Origin of the sequence: Luteibacter sp. RCC_6_2, from assembly GCF_041360655.1 — a bacterium.
GTDB lineage: Bacteria > Pseudomonadota > Gammaproteobacteria > Xanthomonadales > Rhodanobacteraceae > Luteibacter.
Window position 1 is genome coordinate 287,351 of record NZ_JBFUPQ010000003.1, and the last position, 17,684, is coordinate 305,034.

21 protein-coding genes and 1 other RNA gene are annotated in these 17,684 nt (G+C 67.2%); 4 read left to right on the plus strand and 18 right to left on the minus strand.

Features of this window, described 5'->3' with window-relative positions:
• Positions 1-28 precede the first annotated feature (28 nt).
• From rpiA to AB6730_RS04720, 6 genes are all read right to left on the minus strand, one after another.
• Complete coding sequence (rpiA, locus tag AB6730_RS04695; RefSeq protein WP_371022499.1) at positions 29-685, minus strand: ribose-5-phosphate isomerase RpiA; 657 nt, start codon at positions 683-685, stop codon at positions 29-31.
• A complete protein-coding gene (locus AB6730_RS04700; RefSeq protein WP_371022500.1) occupies positions 682-1,140 on the minus strand; it encodes an EVE domain-containing protein in 459 nt (152 codons plus the stop codon). The genes rpiA and AB6730_RS04700 overlap by 4 nt, the downstream gene beginning before the upstream one ends.
• Entirely contained in the window at positions 1,137-1,748 is a 612-nt protein-coding gene (locus AB6730_RS04705; RefSeq protein ID WP_371022501.1) for a 5-formyltetrahydrofolate cyclo-ligase, read from the minus strand. The genes AB6730_RS04700 and AB6730_RS04705 overlap by 4 nt, the downstream gene beginning before the upstream one ends.
• Positions 1,749-1,857: 109 nt before the next feature.
• Positions 1,858-2,040, minus strand: a non-coding RNA gene (gene ssrS / locus AB6730_RS04710) — 6S RNA.
• A gap of 7 nt (positions 2,041-2,047) precedes the next feature.
• On the minus strand, positions 2,048-2,356 hold the full coding sequence (locus tag AB6730_RS04715) for a cell division protein ZapA (protein ID WP_371022502.1): 309 nt from the start codon (positions 2,354-2,356) through the stop codon (positions 2,048-2,050).
• Between the two features lie 8 nt (positions 2,357-2,364).
• Positions 2,365-2,589 carry a TIGR02449 family protein gene (locus AB6730_RS04720; RefSeq protein ID WP_036116258.1) on the minus strand — a complete coding sequence of 75 codons (225 nt, stop codon included), beginning with the start codon at positions 2,587-2,589 and terminating at the stop codon, positions 2,365-2,367.
• Positions 2,590-2,705: 116 nt separating this feature from the next.
• Between AB6730_RS04720 and AB6730_RS04725 the strand changes: the two genes are divergently transcribed.
• Together AB6730_RS04725 and AB6730_RS04730 are read left to right on the plus strand one after the other, a co-directional pair.
• A complete protein-coding gene (locus AB6730_RS04725; RefSeq protein WP_371022503.1) occupies positions 2,706-3,272 on the plus strand; it encodes a UPF0149 family protein in 567 nt (188 codons plus the stop codon).
• On the plus strand, positions 3,269-4,561 hold the full coding sequence (locus AB6730_RS04730) for an aminopeptidase P N-terminal domain-containing protein (protein ID WP_371022504.1): 1,293 nt from the start codon (positions 3,269-3,271) through the stop codon (positions 4,559-4,561). The genes AB6730_RS04725 and AB6730_RS04730 overlap by 4 nt, the downstream gene beginning before the upstream one ends.
• 129 nt (positions 4,562-4,690) lie before the next feature.
• Here the strand turns inward: AB6730_RS04730 and cydX are convergent, their stop codons facing one another.
• Genes cydX through cydP form a run of 4 tightly spaced genes read right to left on the minus strand, consistent with a single transcriptional unit; the run spans position 4,691 to position 7,769 of the window.
• Positions 4,691-4,828 carry a cytochrome bd-I oxidase subunit CydX gene (gene cydX / locus AB6730_RS04735; RefSeq protein ID WP_371022505.1) on the minus strand — a complete coding sequence of 46 codons (138 nt, stop codon included), beginning with the start codon at positions 4,826-4,828 and terminating at the stop codon, positions 4,691-4,693.
• Between the two features lie 12 nt (positions 4,829-4,840).
• Entirely contained in the window at positions 4,841-5,971 is a 1,131-nt protein-coding gene (cydB, locus tag AB6730_RS04740) for a cytochrome d ubiquinol oxidase subunit II (protein ID WP_371022506.1), read from the minus strand.
• An 11-nt stretch (positions 5,972-5,982) separates the two neighbouring features.
• A complete protein-coding gene (locus tag AB6730_RS04745; protein WP_371022507.1) occupies positions 5,983-7,554 on the minus strand; it encodes a cytochrome ubiquinol oxidase subunit I in 1,572 nt (523 codons plus the stop codon).
• The gene (cydP, locus tag AB6730_RS04750; protein ID WP_371022508.1) at positions 7,551-7,769 is read right to left on the minus strand and encodes a cytochrome oxidase putative small subunit CydP; all 219 of its coding nucleotides are present in this window, start codon (positions 7,767-7,769) and stop codon (positions 7,551-7,553) included. The genes AB6730_RS04745 and cydP overlap by 4 nt, the downstream gene beginning before the upstream one ends.
• A gap of 138 nt (positions 7,770-7,907) precedes the next feature.
• On the opposite strand from cydP, the gene AB6730_RS04755 reads away from it, so the two are divergent.
• A complete protein-coding gene (locus AB6730_RS04755) occupies positions 7,908-8,978 on the plus strand; it encodes an acyltransferase family protein (RefSeq protein ID WP_371022509.1) in 1,071 nt (356 codons plus the stop codon).
• Here AB6730_RS04755 and pepQ read toward each other — a convergent pair.
• From pepQ to rph, 8 genes are all read right to left on the minus strand, one after another.
• Positions 8,963-10,294 carry a Xaa-Pro dipeptidase gene (gene pepQ / locus AB6730_RS04760; protein WP_371022510.1) on the minus strand — a complete coding sequence of 444 codons (1,332 nt, stop codon included), beginning with the start codon at positions 10,292-10,294 and terminating at the stop codon, positions 8,963-8,965. The genes AB6730_RS04755 and pepQ overlap by 16 nt on opposite strands.
• Before the next feature lie 74 nt (positions 10,295-10,368).
• Positions 10,369-10,983, minus strand: coding sequence for a hypothetical protein (locus AB6730_RS04765; protein WP_371022511.1), 615 nt, complete (start codon positions 10,981-10,983; stop codon positions 10,369-10,371).
• A gap of 58 nt (positions 10,984-11,041) precedes the next feature.
• A complete protein-coding gene (locus AB6730_RS04770; protein WP_371022512.1) occupies positions 11,042-11,389 on the minus strand; it encodes a PilZ domain-containing protein in 348 nt (115 codons plus the stop codon).
• A complete protein-coding gene (locus tag AB6730_RS04775) occupies positions 11,386-13,593 on the minus strand; it encodes a DUF1631 family protein (protein WP_371022513.1) in 2,208 nt (735 codons plus the stop codon). The genes AB6730_RS04770 and AB6730_RS04775 overlap by 4 nt, the downstream gene beginning before the upstream one ends.
• A 114-nt stretch (positions 13,594-13,707) precedes the next feature.
• The gene (hemW, locus tag AB6730_RS04780) at positions 13,708-14,865 is read right to left on the minus strand and encodes a radical SAM family heme chaperone HemW (RefSeq protein WP_371022514.1); all 1,158 of its coding nucleotides are present in this window, start codon (positions 14,863-14,865) and stop codon (positions 13,708-13,710) included.
• Complete coding sequence (gene rdgB, locus AB6730_RS04785; RefSeq protein ID WP_371022515.1) at positions 14,862-15,455, minus strand: RdgB/HAM1 family non-canonical purine NTP pyrophosphatase; 594 nt, start codon at positions 15,453-15,455, stop codon at positions 14,862-14,864. The genes hemW and rdgB overlap by 4 nt, the downstream gene beginning before the upstream one ends.
• A gap of 4 nt (positions 15,456-15,459) precedes the next feature.
• The gene (locus AB6730_RS04790; RefSeq protein ID WP_371022516.1) at positions 15,460-15,969 is read right to left on the minus strand and encodes a GNAT family N-acetyltransferase; all 510 of its coding nucleotides are present in this window, start codon (positions 15,967-15,969) and stop codon (positions 15,460-15,462) included.
• The gene (gene rph, locus AB6730_RS04795; protein WP_371022517.1) at positions 15,966-16,697 is read right to left on the minus strand and encodes a ribonuclease PH; all 732 of its coding nucleotides are present in this window, start codon (positions 16,695-16,697) and stop codon (positions 15,966-15,968) included. The genes AB6730_RS04790 and rph overlap by 4 nt, the downstream gene beginning before the upstream one ends.
• A gap of 79 nt (positions 16,698-16,776) precedes the next feature.
• Here rph and AB6730_RS04800 point away from each other — a divergent pair, with 79 nt between their 5' ends.
• Positions 16,777-17,640, plus strand: coding sequence for a YicC/YloC family endoribonuclease (locus AB6730_RS04800; protein ID WP_371022518.1), 864 nt, complete (start codon positions 16,777-16,779; stop codon positions 17,638-17,640).
• Positions 17,641-17,684: the final 44 nt, after the last annotated feature.

Below are 17,684 nucleotides of genomic sequence, written 5' to 3' on the forward strand. Positions count from 1 at the left end.
CGTCGTCAGAGACTGGCGGGTGCGCGTCTCAGAGCGTGCGATTGCCGACGATGACGACATCGGCCGGGCGCTTGGCGAACAAGCCCACCGTGACCACGCCGACGATCTGGCTGAGATCGGCTTCCAGTTCCACCGGGTTGGTGATCCGCCAGCCGTGCACGTCGATGATCCAGTTGCCGTTGTCGGTTACCACGCCGTCGCGCCATACCGGATTGCCGCCGCGGGCGACGATCTCGCGTGCCACGTGGCTGCGCGCCATGGGGATCACTTCGATCGGCAGCGGGAACTTGCCGAGCACGTCGACCAGCTTGCTCGCATCCACGATGCAGACGAAGGTGTCCGACGCGGCGGCGACGATCTTCTCGCGGGTGAGTGCCGCGCCGCCGCCCTTGATCAGGCGCTTGTGCGGGTCACATTCGTCGGCGCCGTCGACGTAGAGGTCGAGCCGGCCGGCGGCGTTGAGATCGATCACGTCGATGCCGAGCTTGCGCAAGCGTGCGCTGGAGGCTTCCGAGCTGGATACGGCCGCCTTGATGCGGTCGCGGTACTGCGAGAGCTCGTCGATGAAGAAATTCACCGTGGAACCGGTACCCACGCCGATGATCCCGTCCTTGAAGACACCATCGCCGACGAAGCGGAAGGCGGCGGTTTCGGCGGCAAGGCGTTTCTCGTTGTCCTGGCTCATGACTTTTCCAGTTTCAGGATGAAGTCCCAATCGCCCTTGGCCACGGGCATCACCGACAGGCGGTTACCCTTTCGCACGAGCGGCATGTCGACGAGTTCGTCGTATCCCTTCAGTTCCTCCAGCGAGATCGTGCGTGCGAGTTTGCGCTCGAACTTCACGTCGATCAGCACCCAACGCGGTTCCTCGCGCTTGCTCTTCTCGTCGTAGTACTTCGACTTGGGGTTGAACTGGCTCTCGTCCGGATAGGCGGGCGAGGCCACCGTGGCGATACCGACGATGCCAGGGACATCCGTGTTGGAATGGTAGAAAAAGACCTTGTCGCCGACCTTCATGCCGTCGCGCATGAAATTGCGCGCCTGGTAGTTGCGCACGCCGTCCCAGGGTTCGGTGCCTTTGCGCTTGAGATCGTCGATGGAGAAGGTGTCCGGCTCGGACTTCATGAGCCAGTATTTCATGCGTCGGCGCCCGTGCAGTCGATCAGTTCCTTGTCGGTCGCGATGTAGTCGAGCGAGATGTCCCACTCGGCGGTTTCGATCGCGTCCAGTTCCTGGAAGGCGTAGCCGACGCCGACCAGCAAGGGCCGTGCCGGACGGGGCTGCCCGCGGAGGAATTCGAAGCTGCGGTCGTAATAGCCACCGCCGAAGCCGAGGCGGTTGCCACGCCGGTCGAAGCCCAGCAGCGGCACCAATACGAGGTCGAGCTTGCTCGCCTCGATGATGCGTTCGGCGGCCTTCGGCTCGGGAATGCCCATTTCGTTGGCCTCGACGTCCTCGCCGGTGGTCCAGGGCGCGAACGTGAGCCGGCGCTTGCCGCCCGACTTGGTGACGATGGGCAGGTAGAAGGTCTGGCCGCGTTCGGCCATGGGCGCGATGGCGAGGTTGAGCGGCAGTTCGCCGCCCGTGGCCCAGTAGCCGGCCACGTGCTCGTCGGTGAGGAATTCGGGCAACTGCTCCAGGGACTGGCGCAGTCCCTGTGCCGCGGCGACGCGCTCCGCCGGCTTCAGCTGGCGGCGGCGCTGCACGAGGTCGGCTCGCAGTTCACGTCTCTCGGGTAGCTTTGACATGGGTCGTTCAGCCGAACGGCACAGGCAAGGTTGCCGTCGAGCCGCCCCCTCCGGTGCCGCGGAGGGGACGCTGACCGGTCTGGAACCGGCCGGCCGGGGAAATAAGGAGGCGTTCTCCGCGATGCCGCTGCGCACCAAACGACCTTGATCCAAAGGATCAGGTGGGAGGGCTACGCAACTTCAAGGCTTTCCGTACGAGGCGGACATGCACAACAGTCGCGAAAAGCCGACCCGGGGTCGTATGTAGGAACAAGGCAAATGTAAAGTGCGCTGGCGAACACCGCAGGGAACGCCCGTCGCTATTTTACCGATGCGTCGAGCAGACCATCAAGCTTTCTTCGCAGGGAGGCCAGTCCGTCGGTCAGCACCTGTTCCTGCGAGTCGTGCTCCTTGCGCAGCGTGAGGAGCTCGTGAGCGATGCTCACGGCCGCCAGGACGGCGACCCGGTCGAATCCGGGAGCCTTCGCGTTCGACTTCAGCTCGCGCATCTTGCCGTCGAGGAACTGGGCGGCGGCGATCAGCCCGGGGCGTTCTTCCGGGGCGCACGCGATATGGAACTCGCGGTCGAGCAGGCGCAGGGATACCGGTTCGCTGGCGGTGGCATTCATGAGAGGTATCAGCCCGTGTTCTCGAGCGCCTTCAGGCGCTGGATCATCGCTTCCACACGGCTGCGCGCCTGTTCGTTGCGCGCCATCAGCCCTGCACGTTCGTTCGCCAGCTGTTCCTGGCTATGCCGCAGGCTGCGGTTTTCCTCGGTCAGCCGGCGGACGGTATCGACGAGCCGGTCGAGCGTCGCGCTCAGGGCTTCCAGTTCGGTCTTGAAGGCATCCGGGTTCGTCATGCGCGGACTATATAACAGGATGTCGGGCCTTGTGGGCGGCCCGTGAAGGCGAAGGCGCCAGCGGCGTGAAGTCGCCTGCATTAGACTTCAGTTTCGCGTATCCAGGAGTAGCCGTCATGTCGGCCAACCAGACCGTCGATCCGGAAGAGATCGCCGAGCTCATCGCCCGCTGCAAGCTGTCCGTCTCGGTCAGTGAATTCCATGGTGCCCTGGTGGGTTATCTCAGCGCCGGTGGGCACTTCCCGCACGGCTCCGTGCTGGGGGCCCTGCAACTCGAGCCCGACCCGGAGCCGAGCGACAAGGAAATGGCCATGCTCACCCGCCTGCGGCATCAGACCGAGGAATGGCTGGCCGACCCCGAGCTGACTTTCTCGCCCTGGCTGCCCGACGACGACGCGCCGATCCCGGAACGCGCCGAGGGCCTCAGCGAATGGGTCGAGGGTTTCCTCGGCGGCTTCGGCCTGGGCGGTTCGGTGGAGGTCAACCGGGGCATGAGCGACGATGCGAAGGAAGTCCTGCAGGACATGGCCGGCATCGCCACGGCGGATTTCGAGTTCGATGCGGATGACGACATCAACGACGAGAGCCTGATCGAACTCGAGGAATTCGTCCGTGCCGGTGCCATGCTGTTGCACGCCGAGCTGAGCCGCGCGTCCCGACCGGCCAACGACACCCTGCATTGATCGCCGCGGCCGAGTACGCCCGGCGCCGCCGGGAGCTGATGCGCATGGCTGGCGAGGACGCGGTGCTGATCCTCGCCGCGGCCCCGGAGCGCATGCGCAATGCCGACGCGCCGTGGCCTTACCGGCAGGATTCCGATTTCCACTACCTCACCGGGTTCGACGAGCCGGAGGCCGTACTGGCCTTGCTCCCGGGCCGCGCCCACGGTGAAAGCGTGCTGTTCTGCCGCGAGCGCGACGCCGACCGCGAACGCTGGGACGGCGAGCGCATGGGCACCGACCGCGCCGCGCGCGAATTGCGCCTGGACGACGCCTTCCCGATCGACGATATCGACGACATCCTCCCGGGCATGATCGAGGGCCGGGCGCGCGTGTACTGCCATTTCGGCCAGGAACCCGACTTCGACGCCCGCCTGCTCGGCTGGATGCGCCGCTTGCGCACGGCCCGGGGTGGCGGCGTCGTACCCAAGGACCTGGTGGCCCTGGGTCATTTGCTGCACGACCTGCGCCTGTTCAAGTCACGTGACGAACTGGCCCTCATGCGCCGTTCCGGCGAGGTGGCTGGTGCGGCTCACCTGGCCGCGATGGCCATCGCCCGGCCCGGCGTGGCCGAGTACGAGGTGGAGGGCGAGATCCTCCGCACCATCCGCAGCCGTGGCGCGGTGCCCGCTTTTCCACCCACCGTCGCCGGCGGCGCCAACGCCTGCATCATGCATTACCAGGCGAACCGCGCCACCTTGAAGGACGGCGACCTGCTTCTGGTCGACGCGGGTGCGGAGGTGGACTGCTACGCCTCCGACATCACCCGGACCTTTCCGGTCGGCGGGCGGTTCAACAAGGAACAGCGCGCGCTCTACGACATCGTGCTCCAGGCCCAGTTGGCGGCGATCGACGCGGTACGCCCCGGCCGCTCGTTCGGCGATGCCCACGACGCCGCCGTGCGCGTCATCGCGGAAGGCCTCTGCGCGGTGGGCATCCTACGCGGCGGCGCCGACCGGATCATCGCCGAAGGCAGCTACAAGACCTATTTTCCCAGCAAGACGGGCCACTGGCTCGGCCTCGATGTCCACGACGTGGGCGATTACCGCATCGACGGCGAACCGCGCGTCCTCGAAGAGGGCATGGTCGTCACCGTGGAACCGGGGATCTATGTACCGCTGGACGATAAGCGCGTGGACGAGCGCTGGCGCGGCATCGGCATCCGGATCGAAGACGACGTGGCGGTGACCAAGGGCGCCCCGGAGGTGATGACGGCCATGGTACCGAAGTCGCCCGAGGCCCTGGAGCGCTGAACCGAGCCTGTGGGAGCCAGCAGACTTGTGGGAGCCGCTTCAGCGGCGATCCCGCGGCAGCGGGCCAGGTCGAGGCAAGCACCCATCGCCGCTGAAGCGGCTCCCACCAGGGCTGAGGGATGCTCTACTTCAAGTCCCCTCGCGCTTCGACACCGGCTCGTGCGCACGGCTCGCCTCGTCGTCCGAATGCACCTCGAACCACACCGCATTGAGGATGCCGAAGGTGCAGGCCAGCCCCAGGCCGAGAATCCAGGCGAAATACCACATGGCGTTGCTCCTTCAGTACAGGTTGTGCGACTTGCGCACGTGTTCGAGGGTGACGCGGCCGCGCATCACGCGATATACCCAGCCCGTGTAGAGCAGGATGAGCGGGATGAACACCACGGTGACGCCGAGCATGATGAGCAAGGTGCCGCGACTGGACGACGCGTCCCACACGGTAAGGCTCGACGCGGGGTCCAGCGACGACGGCATCAGGAAGGGGAACAGCGCGAGCCCGGCCGAAAGGATCGTGCCGGCGACGGCCAGGCAACTGGAGAAGAAGCCGCCAAAGCCGCGCCGCCCGACGAACAACTGCACGCCGAGCGCACCGGCGAAGGCGAGTACCGGGGCCGCCCAGAACGCGGGATGGGTCATGTACCCGGTGAACCACGACGCGCCCACCGCCACCTGTTTCGCCAGCGGATTGGACAACCCGCCCGCCACTACCGGTCCGGAGATCGCGTAACCGGGAATGCCGTAGGCGAGCCACACGCCGGCCAGCACGAACAGGACGAGGTAAACGAGCGAGGCGATGCGCGCGATCTTCGCCGCACGTTCCGCGATGACATGGTCGGCCTTCATCGCCGCCCAGCTCGCGCCGTGCGCCAGCAACATGCTGAGGCTGACCAGCCCTGAAAGCAGCGCGAACGGACGGAAGAGGCCGAAGAAGCCACCTTCCCAGGACATGCGCAGGTCGCCGTCGTAGCGGAAGGGCAGCCCCAGGAAGAGATTGCCGAAGGCCACGCCGCACACCAGCATCACGATCACGCCGGAGGCGATCAGGCAGTAGTCCCATACGGCCTTCCATCGGGGATCGGGCATCTTCTCGCGGAAGTTGAACCCCACCGGCCGGATGATGAAGGCCACGAGCAGCACGAACATCGCCACATACAGGCCCGAGAACGATGCCGCATACAGCAGCGGCCACGCGGCGAACACCGCACCGCCGCCGAGGATGAACCACACCTGGTTGCCTTCCCAGGTGGGCTCGATGGTTTCCAGCAGTACGTTGCGCTCGTGCTCGTCCTTGCCGAGCACGCGCAACAGTGCCGCCACGCCGAAGTCGAAGCCGTCCATGATCGCGAAACCGATCAGGAGGACGCCGATGAGCGCCCACCAGATGATACGCAGGGTGTCGTAGTCGAACATGAGGTTCTCCTTCAGGCCGTCTGCGCGGTAACGGGGATGGAGTCCGGCTGCTTCGGCCACATGCCGAGCCCGTCGGGTCCCTTGCGGGCGAACTTCACCATCAGGTAGCCATCGATGACGGCGAGCGCGGTGTAGAAGAGGACGAAACCGCCGAGTGAGATCCAGACCTGTCCCGCGGTGAGCGACGATGCGCCCAGCGCCGTCGGCAGCACGCCTTCGATCGCCCAGGGCTGGCGGCCGTATTCCGCGACGATCCAGCCCAGCTCCGCCGCGACCCATGGCAGCGGAAGGCTCCACAATGCAGCGCGAAGAAAGCCGCGTCCGTCGAGGCGGCGCTTGCTCGCGCGCCAGAACGCATAGGCGAACAACGCGATGAAATACAGGCCGCAGGCCACCATGATGCGGAACGACCAGAACAGCACGGGAACGTTCGGGATCGTGCTGTCGGCGGCCTTCTGGATATCCGCCGGCGTGGCCTTGCGCGGATCGTCGATGAAGCGCTTGAGCAGCAGGGCGTAACCCATGTCTTTGTCGTGCGCGGCGAGGATCGCGCGGGCCTGCGCATCGTCCTTGTTCTCACGCAGGACGAGCATCGCGTCATAGGCCTTGATGCCGTCGGCGATGCGCAGCTTCGCATCGTCCACCAGGCTCGCGATGCCGATGATCGGTTCGTCCAGGGACCGGGTACCCATCAGGCCCATCACCCAGGGAATACGGATGGCCGCATGCGTCTCGTGCGTCTTGACGTCGGGCAGGCCGAACAGCGTGAAGGAGGCCGGCGCCGGCTCCGTTTCCCACATGGCCTCGATGGCCGCCATCTTCATCTTCTGGTTCTCGGACACGGTGTATCCGGATTCGTCACCCAGGACGACCACCGACAGCGACGCGGCGAGGCCGAAGCTCGCGGCGACCGTCATCGAGCGCTTGGCGAACTCGATGTTGCGTCCGCGCAGCAGGTACCAGGCGCTGATCGAGAGCACGAACATCGCGCCCATCGTGTAGCCGGCGCTCACGGTGTGGACGAACTTGGATTGCGCCACGGGGTTGAAGATCACCTCGTTGAACGAGGTGACTTCCATGCGCATCGTCTGCGCATTGAACGCCGCGCCCACCGGGTTCTGCATCCAGGCGTTGGCGATGAGAATCCACAGCGCCGAGAGGCTGGTGGCCAGCGCGAGAAACCAGGTCACCAGCATGTGCTTGACCGGCGAGATGCGATCCCAGCCGAAGAAGAACAGGCCGACCAGGGTGCCTTCGAGGAAGAAGGCCATCATGCCTTCGATCGCCAGCGGCGCGCCGAAGATGTCGCCCACGTAGTGCGAGTAGTACGCCCAGTTGGTGCCGAACTGGAACTCCATGGTGACGCCCGTGGCGACGCCCATGGCGAAATTGATGCCGAACAGCACGCCCCAGAACTGGGTCATGCGCTTCCATATCTCGCGCCGCGTCATCACGTACACGCTTTCCATGATGGCGAGCATGAAGGCGAGGCCCAGCGTGAGGGGAACGAAGAGGAAGTGGTAGAGCGCCGTCAATGCGAATTGCAGGCGCGACAGGCCGACGACATCGGGGTCGACGATCATGGCTTGATTCCCTGGGTGGAGGCGGAAGCGGGCGCGAGCACCCGGCCGATACCGGCGGGCGAGACGTCCGCGCGGGGCAACGGCCGGATGGCCACGTACCAGATGAGCATGAGCACGGCGAGCTTGGCGACGACGATCACGGAAAGCTCGAGGACGAGCTTTCGCAGTGGCTTGTCACGCCATCGGCGGCGCCTGGGTGGACTGTCGACGACCATCGGTGCGACTCCCTCGTTCCTGCGAACATCTGCACGGCATCGTAAGCCGGGCACGCCCCGCGCGGCCGATGGCCGATTGTCGCAACCGGCTGACCGCGTATCCTTCCACCTTCCCCTTTTGCCGCAGCATATCCCTCCATGACCGAGAGTAAAGTGCGTTACGCCTCAGTGGACGTGCTGCGGGGGATGACCGTGGCGGCCATGCTGCTGGTCAACGATCCCGGCGACTGGGGCCATGTATGGTGGCCCCTGGAACACGCCGAGTGGAACGGCTGTACGCCGACCGACCTCGTTTTCCCGCTGTTCCTCTTCATCGTGGGAGTGTCGGTGTCGCTGGCCATCGTGCCGCGGATCGACGCCGGCGCGGCCAGGGCGCCGATTCGGCACGCGGCCGTGCGCCGCGCGCTGCGCATCGTCGGGCTGGGCCTGTTGCTGAACCTCGTCGCCTGGCTCGCGATTCCCGAGGCGCACCTGCGCTTGCCGGGCGTGCTGCAACGGATCGGCATCTGCTTCGCGGCAGCGGCCCTGCTTGCCGTGGACACGCGGCCGCGCACACGGGACGTCCTGTTCGTCGCGCTTCTTGCCGTTTATGGGGTGGTGCTGCTGGCCGGCGGCATGGAGCCGTGGACGAACCTTGCCAGCCGGATGGACTCGGCGATATTCGGCCCATTCGTCTATGCGACCGACCCTGCCACGGGTCGCGGGCACGACCCGGAGGGTCTTCTTGCCACGCTGCCATCCCTGGCGACGACCTTGCTCGGCATGCGTGCCGGGGCATGGTTACGTGCGGGCGATACAAAGAAGCTGGCGGTGGCGGCGGTTGCGTGCCTTGCCCTGGGATGGTTGGCGCAGTGGCTATGGCCGTTTAACAAGAACCTGTGGACGCCCAGCTACGTCCTCTGGACCGGCGGCTGGTCGTTCGCCTTGTTGGCATTCGTCCACGAAGCGGTCGACCGGCGCGGCTGGCGTTTGCCAGGCCGCGCGTTCGGGCTCAACGCCATCGCCGCGTATGCCGGCTCCGGCCTGATGGTCTACCTGCTGATCGCGCTAGGCGTGACCGCTCCGTTGTACCGCCACGCCTTCGCCGCGTGGATGACACCCCTGTTCGGGCCGTACGTGCCCTCCGCCGCCTGGGGTGTCGCCTTCGTCGCCGTGTGGTGGCTGGCGGTGCGTTGGATGGATCGACGCGGCATCTACCTCAGGGTCTGAAGCGCGAAGGCGTCGCGGGTCAGGTTCTCCGGTGCATCCGCGGTGCAGACCACGTCGTCTTCGATCCGGATGCCACCGTACTTGCGGAACGCTTCCACCTTCGCCCAGTCGATGTCCGATGCGAACGGCTTGTTCTTGAGTTCGGCCAGCAGCATGTCGATGAAGTAGAGGCCGGGTTCGATCGTCACCACCATGCCGGGTTCGAGCTTGCGCGTCAGACGCAGGTACGGATGCCCCTCCGGCTTGGCGATCGTTCCGCCCGTCTCGGAGGCCTGGAACCCCGCCACTTCGTGCACCTGCAAGCCGATGCCATGGCCGAGGCCGTGCGGGAAGAACGCGGCGGAGACACCCGACTCGACGGCGCTTTCCGCACTCATGCGGATGAAGCCGTGTTCGCGCAGCACGCCAGCCAGCACGTGATGGGCATGCACATGCAGTTCGGGGTAGCTCTGGCCCGCGCGTACCTTCGCCACGAACGATTGTTCGGCGGCATCCACCGAATCGATCAGGGCCTGGAATTCGCCTGCGTGCGCGCTTGCGTACGTGCGCGTGATATCGCTTGCGTAGCCCGCCGCGCTGGCGCCCGCGTCGATCAGGAACGAACGGCTTTCCGCGGGCGCGATGCGGTCGAAGTTCGTGTAGTGCAGCACCGCGCCGTGCTCGTTGAGGCCGACGATGCTGGCGTAAGGCAACTCGGCGTCGATCTGGCCCACGGCGGTGAGGTAGGCGAGGTGGATGCCCAATTCGCTTTCGCCGTCACGGAAGGCTCGCTCGGCGGCGCGATGGCCGCGCGTGCCGCGCCGGCTGGCTTCGCGCATCAGTTCGAGTTCGTACGGCGTCTTGTACGCACGGTGGTAGTGCAGGTGGTCGATCACCGTGGCCGGGTTGTTGGCGCATACGTCCTGCAGGTTGCAGAACTGGTCACCGATGATGGCGCAACGCGAGAGGGTGGCCGGAAGTTCGGCGATGGCGTCGGCGGGCTTGCGCACCACGACGATGTCGAAATGGTCGACCCAGTAGCCGGAGGGTGCCTCGGGAACCACGTGCCAGTAATCGCGTGGCTGGAGGAAAACGAGTTTCGGCTTCTCGCCCGGCGTGTAGACCAGCCAGCTTCCGGGCGTGTCGGTCAGCGGCAGCCAGTGCTTGAAATGCGGGTTCGTGACGAACGGGTAATCCTGGTCGTCCAGGAACTTGGTGATCGGGCGGCCGGCCGGTACCACCAGGTGGTCGAAACCGCCGCGCGCCAACGCGGTGTCGGTGCGCTCGCGCAAGGTGGCGAGGTGCTGCGGGTAAAGCGCGGCCAGCGCGTCGTTCATCGGGGACTCTCCGGAGCGTGGGGCAAACCGCAATGGTGCGCTTCCGCCGGCCCATCGCCAACCCCGGAACGCCTTCAGGCCTTCGCGAACACCACGGTGTAGTCGCCTGCGATATCGCCCAGGCGCTGTCGCAACGCGGTGGCGGCGTGTTCGTCGCCGTCACGGGTGAGACCCTTGAGGTGGGCACCGTACAAGGTGATGGCGAAGTGGCCCACGGCGAAATCGTTGGCGGGCGACCGCCAGAGGTGCAGGGACGTCCATGTGGCGCAGGAGGGACAGGCCACATAGGCGGAATCGGGTGCGTCGCACCACACCGCGAGTGCTTCCTCCAGGGCTTCGCTGCCCTCGTCGCCAGGTGCCAGCGTCTCCCGGCATTCGGGACAGCGGATGACGAAGCTGCCGTCGTAGCGGCAGAAGATCCCGTTCTCACGGCCGCCGTCCACCAGGCGTGCGCCGCCGTTGCCGTCCTCGCGCCAGCGGTGTCCGCTGGCATGCAGGCCGATGGCCCGGATGCCGGTATCCGCCACGAGGCGCTCGTCGAGCACGCGGAAGCGTGTTTCCTCATCGCCGATGGGCAGGGGCGAAATGGTGCCGTCCCCGACGAGGTGCAGATACAGGTCGGTGGCGGCCGCCGCGGCGTCGTCTCGCTCGAGGTCGGTGTCGACCAGGATGGTGGTGGCATCGCTCATGAGAAGCGATGGTGGTCCTCCATGTGGGGCGTCGTAAAGCATGGCCAGAGGCTTCCGTTCAGTCCGCGGGTGGTCCGATCCATTCGTCGATGGCACGCACGTCGTCTTCACTCGCCGCGACGATACGGTATCCGGCCCAGTATTGTCCCGCCGACGCGGCCGGTTCGTGCCACTGCTCCTGGATGCCGATTTCGACCCTGTGTTCCCGGTGTTGGGCATCGGGAAGCGTGAAGGCCACCTGTTGAACCACGCCACTGCGCGGCGCGTTGCCGACGAGCAGCATCAGGCCGGTGGCCGAGAGATTGCCCAGTTGACCGACCACGCCTTCGCTCATGATGTCGATCACCGGCATCGGCGAACTGGCCCGCTTGCGCGGCGCGCGGCGTTGTTCGAATTCGGATTTCATGCGCGGCCCGCCAGGCGTGTATCGCCGGCGCCTTCGCGGCGGAGGTTACGCGCCACCGCCTGCCATGCGCGGTCGACGATGGACATCTTCTGTTCCTTCCATTCGCGCGCTTCGCCTTTGGCGACCAGCCGGGCGAGGCGGGTGAGATCCATGTCCTCGCTGCGGCCGCCACGCTGGTTCACGAAGAGGCAGCGGCCGGTGGTCGGGGAGAACCACGCGAGCTTGCGCAGGACGATGCTCCCGTCGGCCTGGACGAACTCGAACCAGGTGCCGAAGCGCAGGCTGGCGAAGCCGTCGTACACGGCGCGCGCGGCGGGATCGAGCGGGGTCGGCTGCACGGGACCCACGGGTTCGCCGTGCGCGGTGCCTTCGCCCAGGCGTGGACGCTGCTTGAGCCGCACGGCGACATCCGTGGGTGTCAGGCCATCGTCGCCGTGCCGCGCGGGGCCGTCGAACAGGCCGGCCGCGACCTGGGCGGCTTCGGAGGGATGCATGCCCAGGTGTTCCAGCCCACGCTCCACGTCCTGGCGCAGCTTGCGCGCGTCGGCGATGGCGCGCCGGCCGAGCAACTGATCGGTGACGCCCAGGCAATAGAGGAAGGCCTCGCCGTTCTCGCCGCCACGCAGGATGTGCAGGGCGAGCACGTCGGCCCACGTGCGTTCGAGCAGGATGCGCAATACGCCCCGGGGTGCGGCGCCACGAACCATGCGTTCGGCCATGATGTCGGTGGCGCGCTGGCGCGCCCGTTCGAGCCGGTCGCGTCCTTCCATGGCTTCGATCTGGCGCCGCTCGGCGACATGCGCCTTGCGCGACAACAGGGCGATCTGCTGTTCGATATCGGACCGCCATGCAGGATCGATCACCTGGGCATGGCTGGCTTCCACGACCAGTCGCTCGAGGCGGTCGACCAGGGCCGCATCCGGTTCGCCCTCGGCGGGGTCGAGCCAGTGGTGCGCCGCCTCGCTCACGGTATCGAGCAACTGGCGGGCAGGGTGCTCGGGGCGGTCGAAGAAACCGCGATCGTTCACCGCCGCGCGCAGCATCGGCCACTGCAGTCCGCCAAGGACGGCACGACCCGGGCTTGCCGTGCCGAGCTGCTGGCCCAGGCTCTGGAACAGGCGCGCGGTGAGCTCGACGGTATCGCCTTGCTCGATGGTGAGTTCGGCGGCCGGTGAACCGGCCGGGCGGGCGCGGTTCAACTGATGGATCAATTCATCGCGCAGCGCCTGCGCGCTGCGGATTTCGCGTTGCGCCGCGTCGGTGACATCGACGACATGCCCTTGCAAGGCGAGCAGGGCGGTCTGCAACTCGTCGTCCGAGGCCAGCCGGCCCGGTGCGAAACCTGCGCCTCGTCCGGTCTCCACGCGCCGGGCGAGCAGGCTGCGCAGGCCCTCCAGTACACCGATGTGGCCTTCGACGAGCGTGGCGGTGCTCGCCTCGGCCGGTGCGCCGCCCGTGGCCGGCTCGGCGGCGTTCGCACGACGCTCGATGGCGGGCGCCGGGGCGACACGCACGTTCGGATAGACGCGGAAGCCCGGCAAGATGCCGCGCGTGCGGAAATGTTCGTTGAGCGCGCCGTAGAAGGCCTCGCCGTGGCCGAGCACGCGCGCGTCCACCGCGTGGAACAGGAGCAGCCTGTGCGCGGTCGACAAGGGCATCGGCGTGATGGCGTCCTTCAGCGCGGCGATGAGCGCGCGGGGGCCGGCGGGCAGTGCTTCGCCTTCCAGTGGAGGCGTGCCGGCCAATACCGCGAGCCGGTAGCCGAGTTCGAACAGGCTGCTGGCGCTGCGCGCCTCGCCGCGCGCCGCCATGCTCGCCAGTGCGTCGGCCTGTTCCTGCTCCTCGGGATCGACCAGGCTGAGCGTCAGGTGTTCGGCGGCGGTGGAGGCCTTCTGTTCGCTCATGTCGCCGAGCCGGCGGAAGCGCTCCGATAGATGGGCCGCGAACCGGTTGCGGAAGCCGGGGCCGTCGCGCTCGACGATGTTCCGGCTTTCGAAGCAGGCCTGTTGTTCGAGATGGTTGCGGCTGCTTTCCGCGGCGGCGAACAGGCGCTGGTCGAAATCGCGCAGCGAGTCGCGCAGGGGCATGTCCAGCCAGGTCAGGCACAGCGACAGCCCCTGCTGCGCTTCGCGTTCCGCACGCGGCGACAGGGCGACGGGATGCGGTCCCGTCCGGCCGTACGGCGGTTGCGTACCTGCATTCATTCGAAGAGGTCCTCCCCGACCTTGCCTGTGAGTTTAGGTGTCCATCCCATGCAGGCGCCAGCGCGCCGGCGGCCCGCTTATGGCTTAGGGCGATTGGAATAGGCGGTGGGCCGGTCAGGCCATGAACGCTTCGATCACGTCGTTCAGGAAGCGCTGGCCCAGCGCGGTGGTCTTCAGCGTCGCGGCATCCTGGACCAGCCAGCCCTTCGCCACGCAGGCCGCCATGGCGGGCGCTATGACGGCGTGCGACAGGCCGGTCCGTTCGGTGAAATCCCCCATCGGGACGCCGTCGACCAGCCGCAAGGCATTGAGCATGTATTCGAACGGCAGGTCGTCGAGGGCGACGAGGTTATCCCCGCCGATGCGGGCGGGCTGGCCGGCGCTGGCGAGGTAGGCGGCGGGCAGGCGGGTTTTCCAGCGCCGGCGCACCCCGTTCGCATCGCTGATCTTCCCGTGGGCGCCCGCGCCGATGCCCAGATAATCGCCGAAACGCCAGTAGTTCAGGTTGTGCGCGCCGCGCCGCCCGGGCAACGCATACGCCGAGACCTCGTACTGGCCGTATCCCGCTTCACCGAGCCGTGCTTCGCAGGCTTCCTGGATCGCCCACGCGGCATCGTCGTCGGGCAGGGGCGGCGGGTTGGCGGCGAAGGCGGTGTTCGGTTCCAGGGTGAGCTGATAGTGCGAGACGTGGGTCGGCCCCAGCGCGAGGGCGCGTTCGACGTCGTCGAGCGCTCCGGCCAGGGTCTGTTCGGGCAGGGCGTACATCAGGTCGATGTTGATGTTGTCGATGCCGGCATCCTGCGCCTGGCGAACCGCGTCCGCGGCTTCGCCGGCCGAGTGGATACGGCCCAGGCGGCGCAGCTTGTCGTTGTCGAAACTTTGCACGCCGAACGAGATGCGATTCACGCCTGCCGCGAGGTAGCCATCGAAGCGTCCGTGTTCCACGGTGCCGGGATTGGTCTCCAGGGTGACTTCCGCATCGGGGGCGAACGCCAGGCGCTCGCGTGCGCCATCGAGGAACCGGCCGACCAGTTCCGGGGCGAACAGGCTGGGCGTGCCGCCGCCGAAGAACACGGTGGCGATGGGGCGTCCGTCGAGAGCCGTGCCGAAATCGCGCAGGTCCGCGTCGAGGTCGGCCAACAGGGCATCCACATAATCCGCATAGGCGGGCGTGCCGCGTACGCCATGCGAGTTGAAGTCGCAGTACGGGCATTTCCGCACGCACCACGGCATGTGCACGTACAGCGAGAGCGGCGGTGGGAGCAGGTTCATGCCAGTTCGGCGAAACGCGCCTTGAGCAACGCCAGGGCCTGGCCCCGATGGCTCAGGCGGTTCTTCCGCGCCGGTTCCAGTTCCGCGGCGGAAACGTCGTGGCCATCGGGGAGGAACAGCGGGTCGTAGCCGAAGCCACCGTCGCCGCGCGGTGCTTCCAGGATGCGCCCGTGCCAGCGGCCCTCGGCGATCAGCGGTGCGGGATCGTCCGCATGGCGCAGCAGGACGAGCACGGCGATGAAATAGGCGCTGCGCCGTTCCGGCGGCACGCCGCCGAGTTCGCGCAGGAGCTTGGCATTGTTCGCGGCGCTGTCGCCGTGGGTTCCCGCATAGCGTGCGGCATACAGCCCCGGTGCGCCGTTCAACGCATCGACGCAGATGCCGGAGTCGTCGGCCAGCGCGGGCAGGCCGGTGGCGCGGGCCGCGTGGCGAGCCTTGATGAGGGCGTTCTCGATAAAGGTGAGGCCGGTCTCGTCGGCATCGTCGACCCCGAGCGAGCTCTGCGCCACGAGTTCCACGTCGCTGCCGGCCAATAGCTGTTCCAGTTCGATCACTTTGCCGGCATTGCCGGAAGCCAGGACGATGCGCATCGGATCAGAGCCCTTCCGAGAATTCGGGAGCGTAGTCGACGCGGCCGCGGTAACCCGCGAGGCCTTCGACCGTCAGTGGCAGCACCTGGAAGGCATTGCCGCCTTCGAAGGCGTCGTGCAGCCCATGACTGGATGCCTTGCTGAAACCGAACGCCGCGTAATAGACCGGCGAACCGAGCACGAAGATGGCGCGCGCCTCACGCACGAAGCAGGCACCGATGCCTTCCTCGATGAGGGCGCGGCCCACCCCCTGGCGCTGGTGTTCCGGCAGCACGGCGACCGGGGCCAGGCCCAGGGCCTTGCCGTCGTCGCCTTCCTCGACGGTTACCGGCGAGAACAGCACGTGGCCGAGGACGGCATCGCCTTCGTCGACCGCCACCAGGGAGATCGTGTCGCGGCCGGCGGCCACGAGGCGGCGGACCAGACCGGCCTCGGCGTCGCGGCCGAAGGCGGCTCGGTGCACGGCGACGATCGCCTCCAGGTCGGCGGTGGTGGCGGTGCGGACTTCGGTCACGAGGTGGCCTCGAGGGCGGCGCGTTGCGCGGCCACCAGTTCGTCGATGCCCTTGGCGGCGAGATCCATCAGCACGTTCATTTCCTCACGGCGGAAGGCATGGCCCTCGGCCGTGCCTTGAACTTCGATGAAGCCGCCGCCGTCGTTCATCACGACGTTCATGTCGGTATCGCAGTTGGAGTCCTCGGCGTAGTCGAGATCGAGCACCGGCACCCCGTTGTAGATGCCGACCGATACCGCGGCGATGGCGCCGAGGATGGGGTTCCGCTTGATCGCGTTGCGCCGGGTCAGCGTCGCCACCGCGTCGACCAGGGCGACGTAGGCACCGGTGATGGCCGCCGTGCGCGTGCCACCGTCGGCCTGGATCACGTCGCAATCCAGCGTGATGACGCGTTCGCCGAGGGCGGCGCGGTCCACGCAGGCGCGCAGGGAGCGCCCGATCAGGCGCTGGATCTCCATCGTGCGGCCACCCTGGCCGCCGCGGGCCGCCTCACGCTGGGTGCGGTCGGTGGTGGCGCGGGGCAGCATGCCGTACTCGGCGGTGACCCAGCCCTCGCCCTTGCCGCGCAGCCACGGTGGCACGCGCTCCTCGACGGAGGCGGTGCAGAGCACCTTCGTGTCGCCGAAGGACACCAGCACGGAGCCCTCGGCGTGGCGGGTGTAGTGGCGTTCGATGCTGACGGCGCGCAACTGGTCGGCGGTGCGGCCGCTCGGACGGGAAAAGGTCATGTGAAGCCTGATTTGGGCACGGACGGTGGGTCAGTTTACCATTGCCCCCTTTCCTCCACGCGTGAGCGAAGGCAATCCGATGATCCGCAGCATGACCGCCTATGCCTCCGCCGAGGGCGCCGGCCCGTCCGGCACGCTGACCTGCGAGTTGCGCACGGTCAACCACCGCTACCTCGAGATCAGCCCTCGCCTGCCCGAGGAAATGCGCGGTTTCGAGAGCGCCGTGCGCGAGCGGATCGCCGCGCGGTTGTCGCGCGGCAAGGTCGACGTCACTGTCCGGCTGCGTTCCGAACCGGGCTCGGGCGAAGGCCTGCGGATCAACGGCTCGGTGTTGTCACGCCTCTCCGAGCTGGCGCTCGACCTGGAGCAGCGGTTCCCGCGCATGCATATCGAGTTCACCGAGTTGCTTCGCTTCCCCGGCGTATTGCAGCAACCGGAAACCGACGCGGACGCGTTGCAGGGAGCGCTCCTTGACGTGCTCGACCGCGCGCTCTCCGTCCTGGGCGACACCCGTGGCCGCGAAGGCGCCAAGCTGGGCGACATGCTGCGCGATCGCCTGGACGCCGTCGACAAGATCGTCGGCGACGTGCGCGGGTGGATTCCGGAGATTCGCGCGGCCTTGCGCGCCCGCCTCGAAACCCGCCTCGCCGATATCCGCCAGCCGGTCGAACCGGGCCGCATGGAGCAGGAACTGGTCCTGCAGATCACCCGCATCGACGTGGACGAGGAACTCGACCGCCTCGCCACGCACATCTCCGAAGCTCGCCGCGTGCTGGCCCTGAAGGAGCCGGTCGGGCGCCGACTCGATTTCCTCATGCAGGAATTCAACCGGGAGGCGAACACGCTGGGATCGAAGTCGGTGGATTCGCGCACGACCAACGCCGCCGTGGAGCTCAAGGTGTTGATCGAGCAGATGCGTGAGCAGGTGCAGAATATCGAGTAGGGTCCGATCGATTCCCGCTTATCCGGCGGACTGATGAGCCTCAG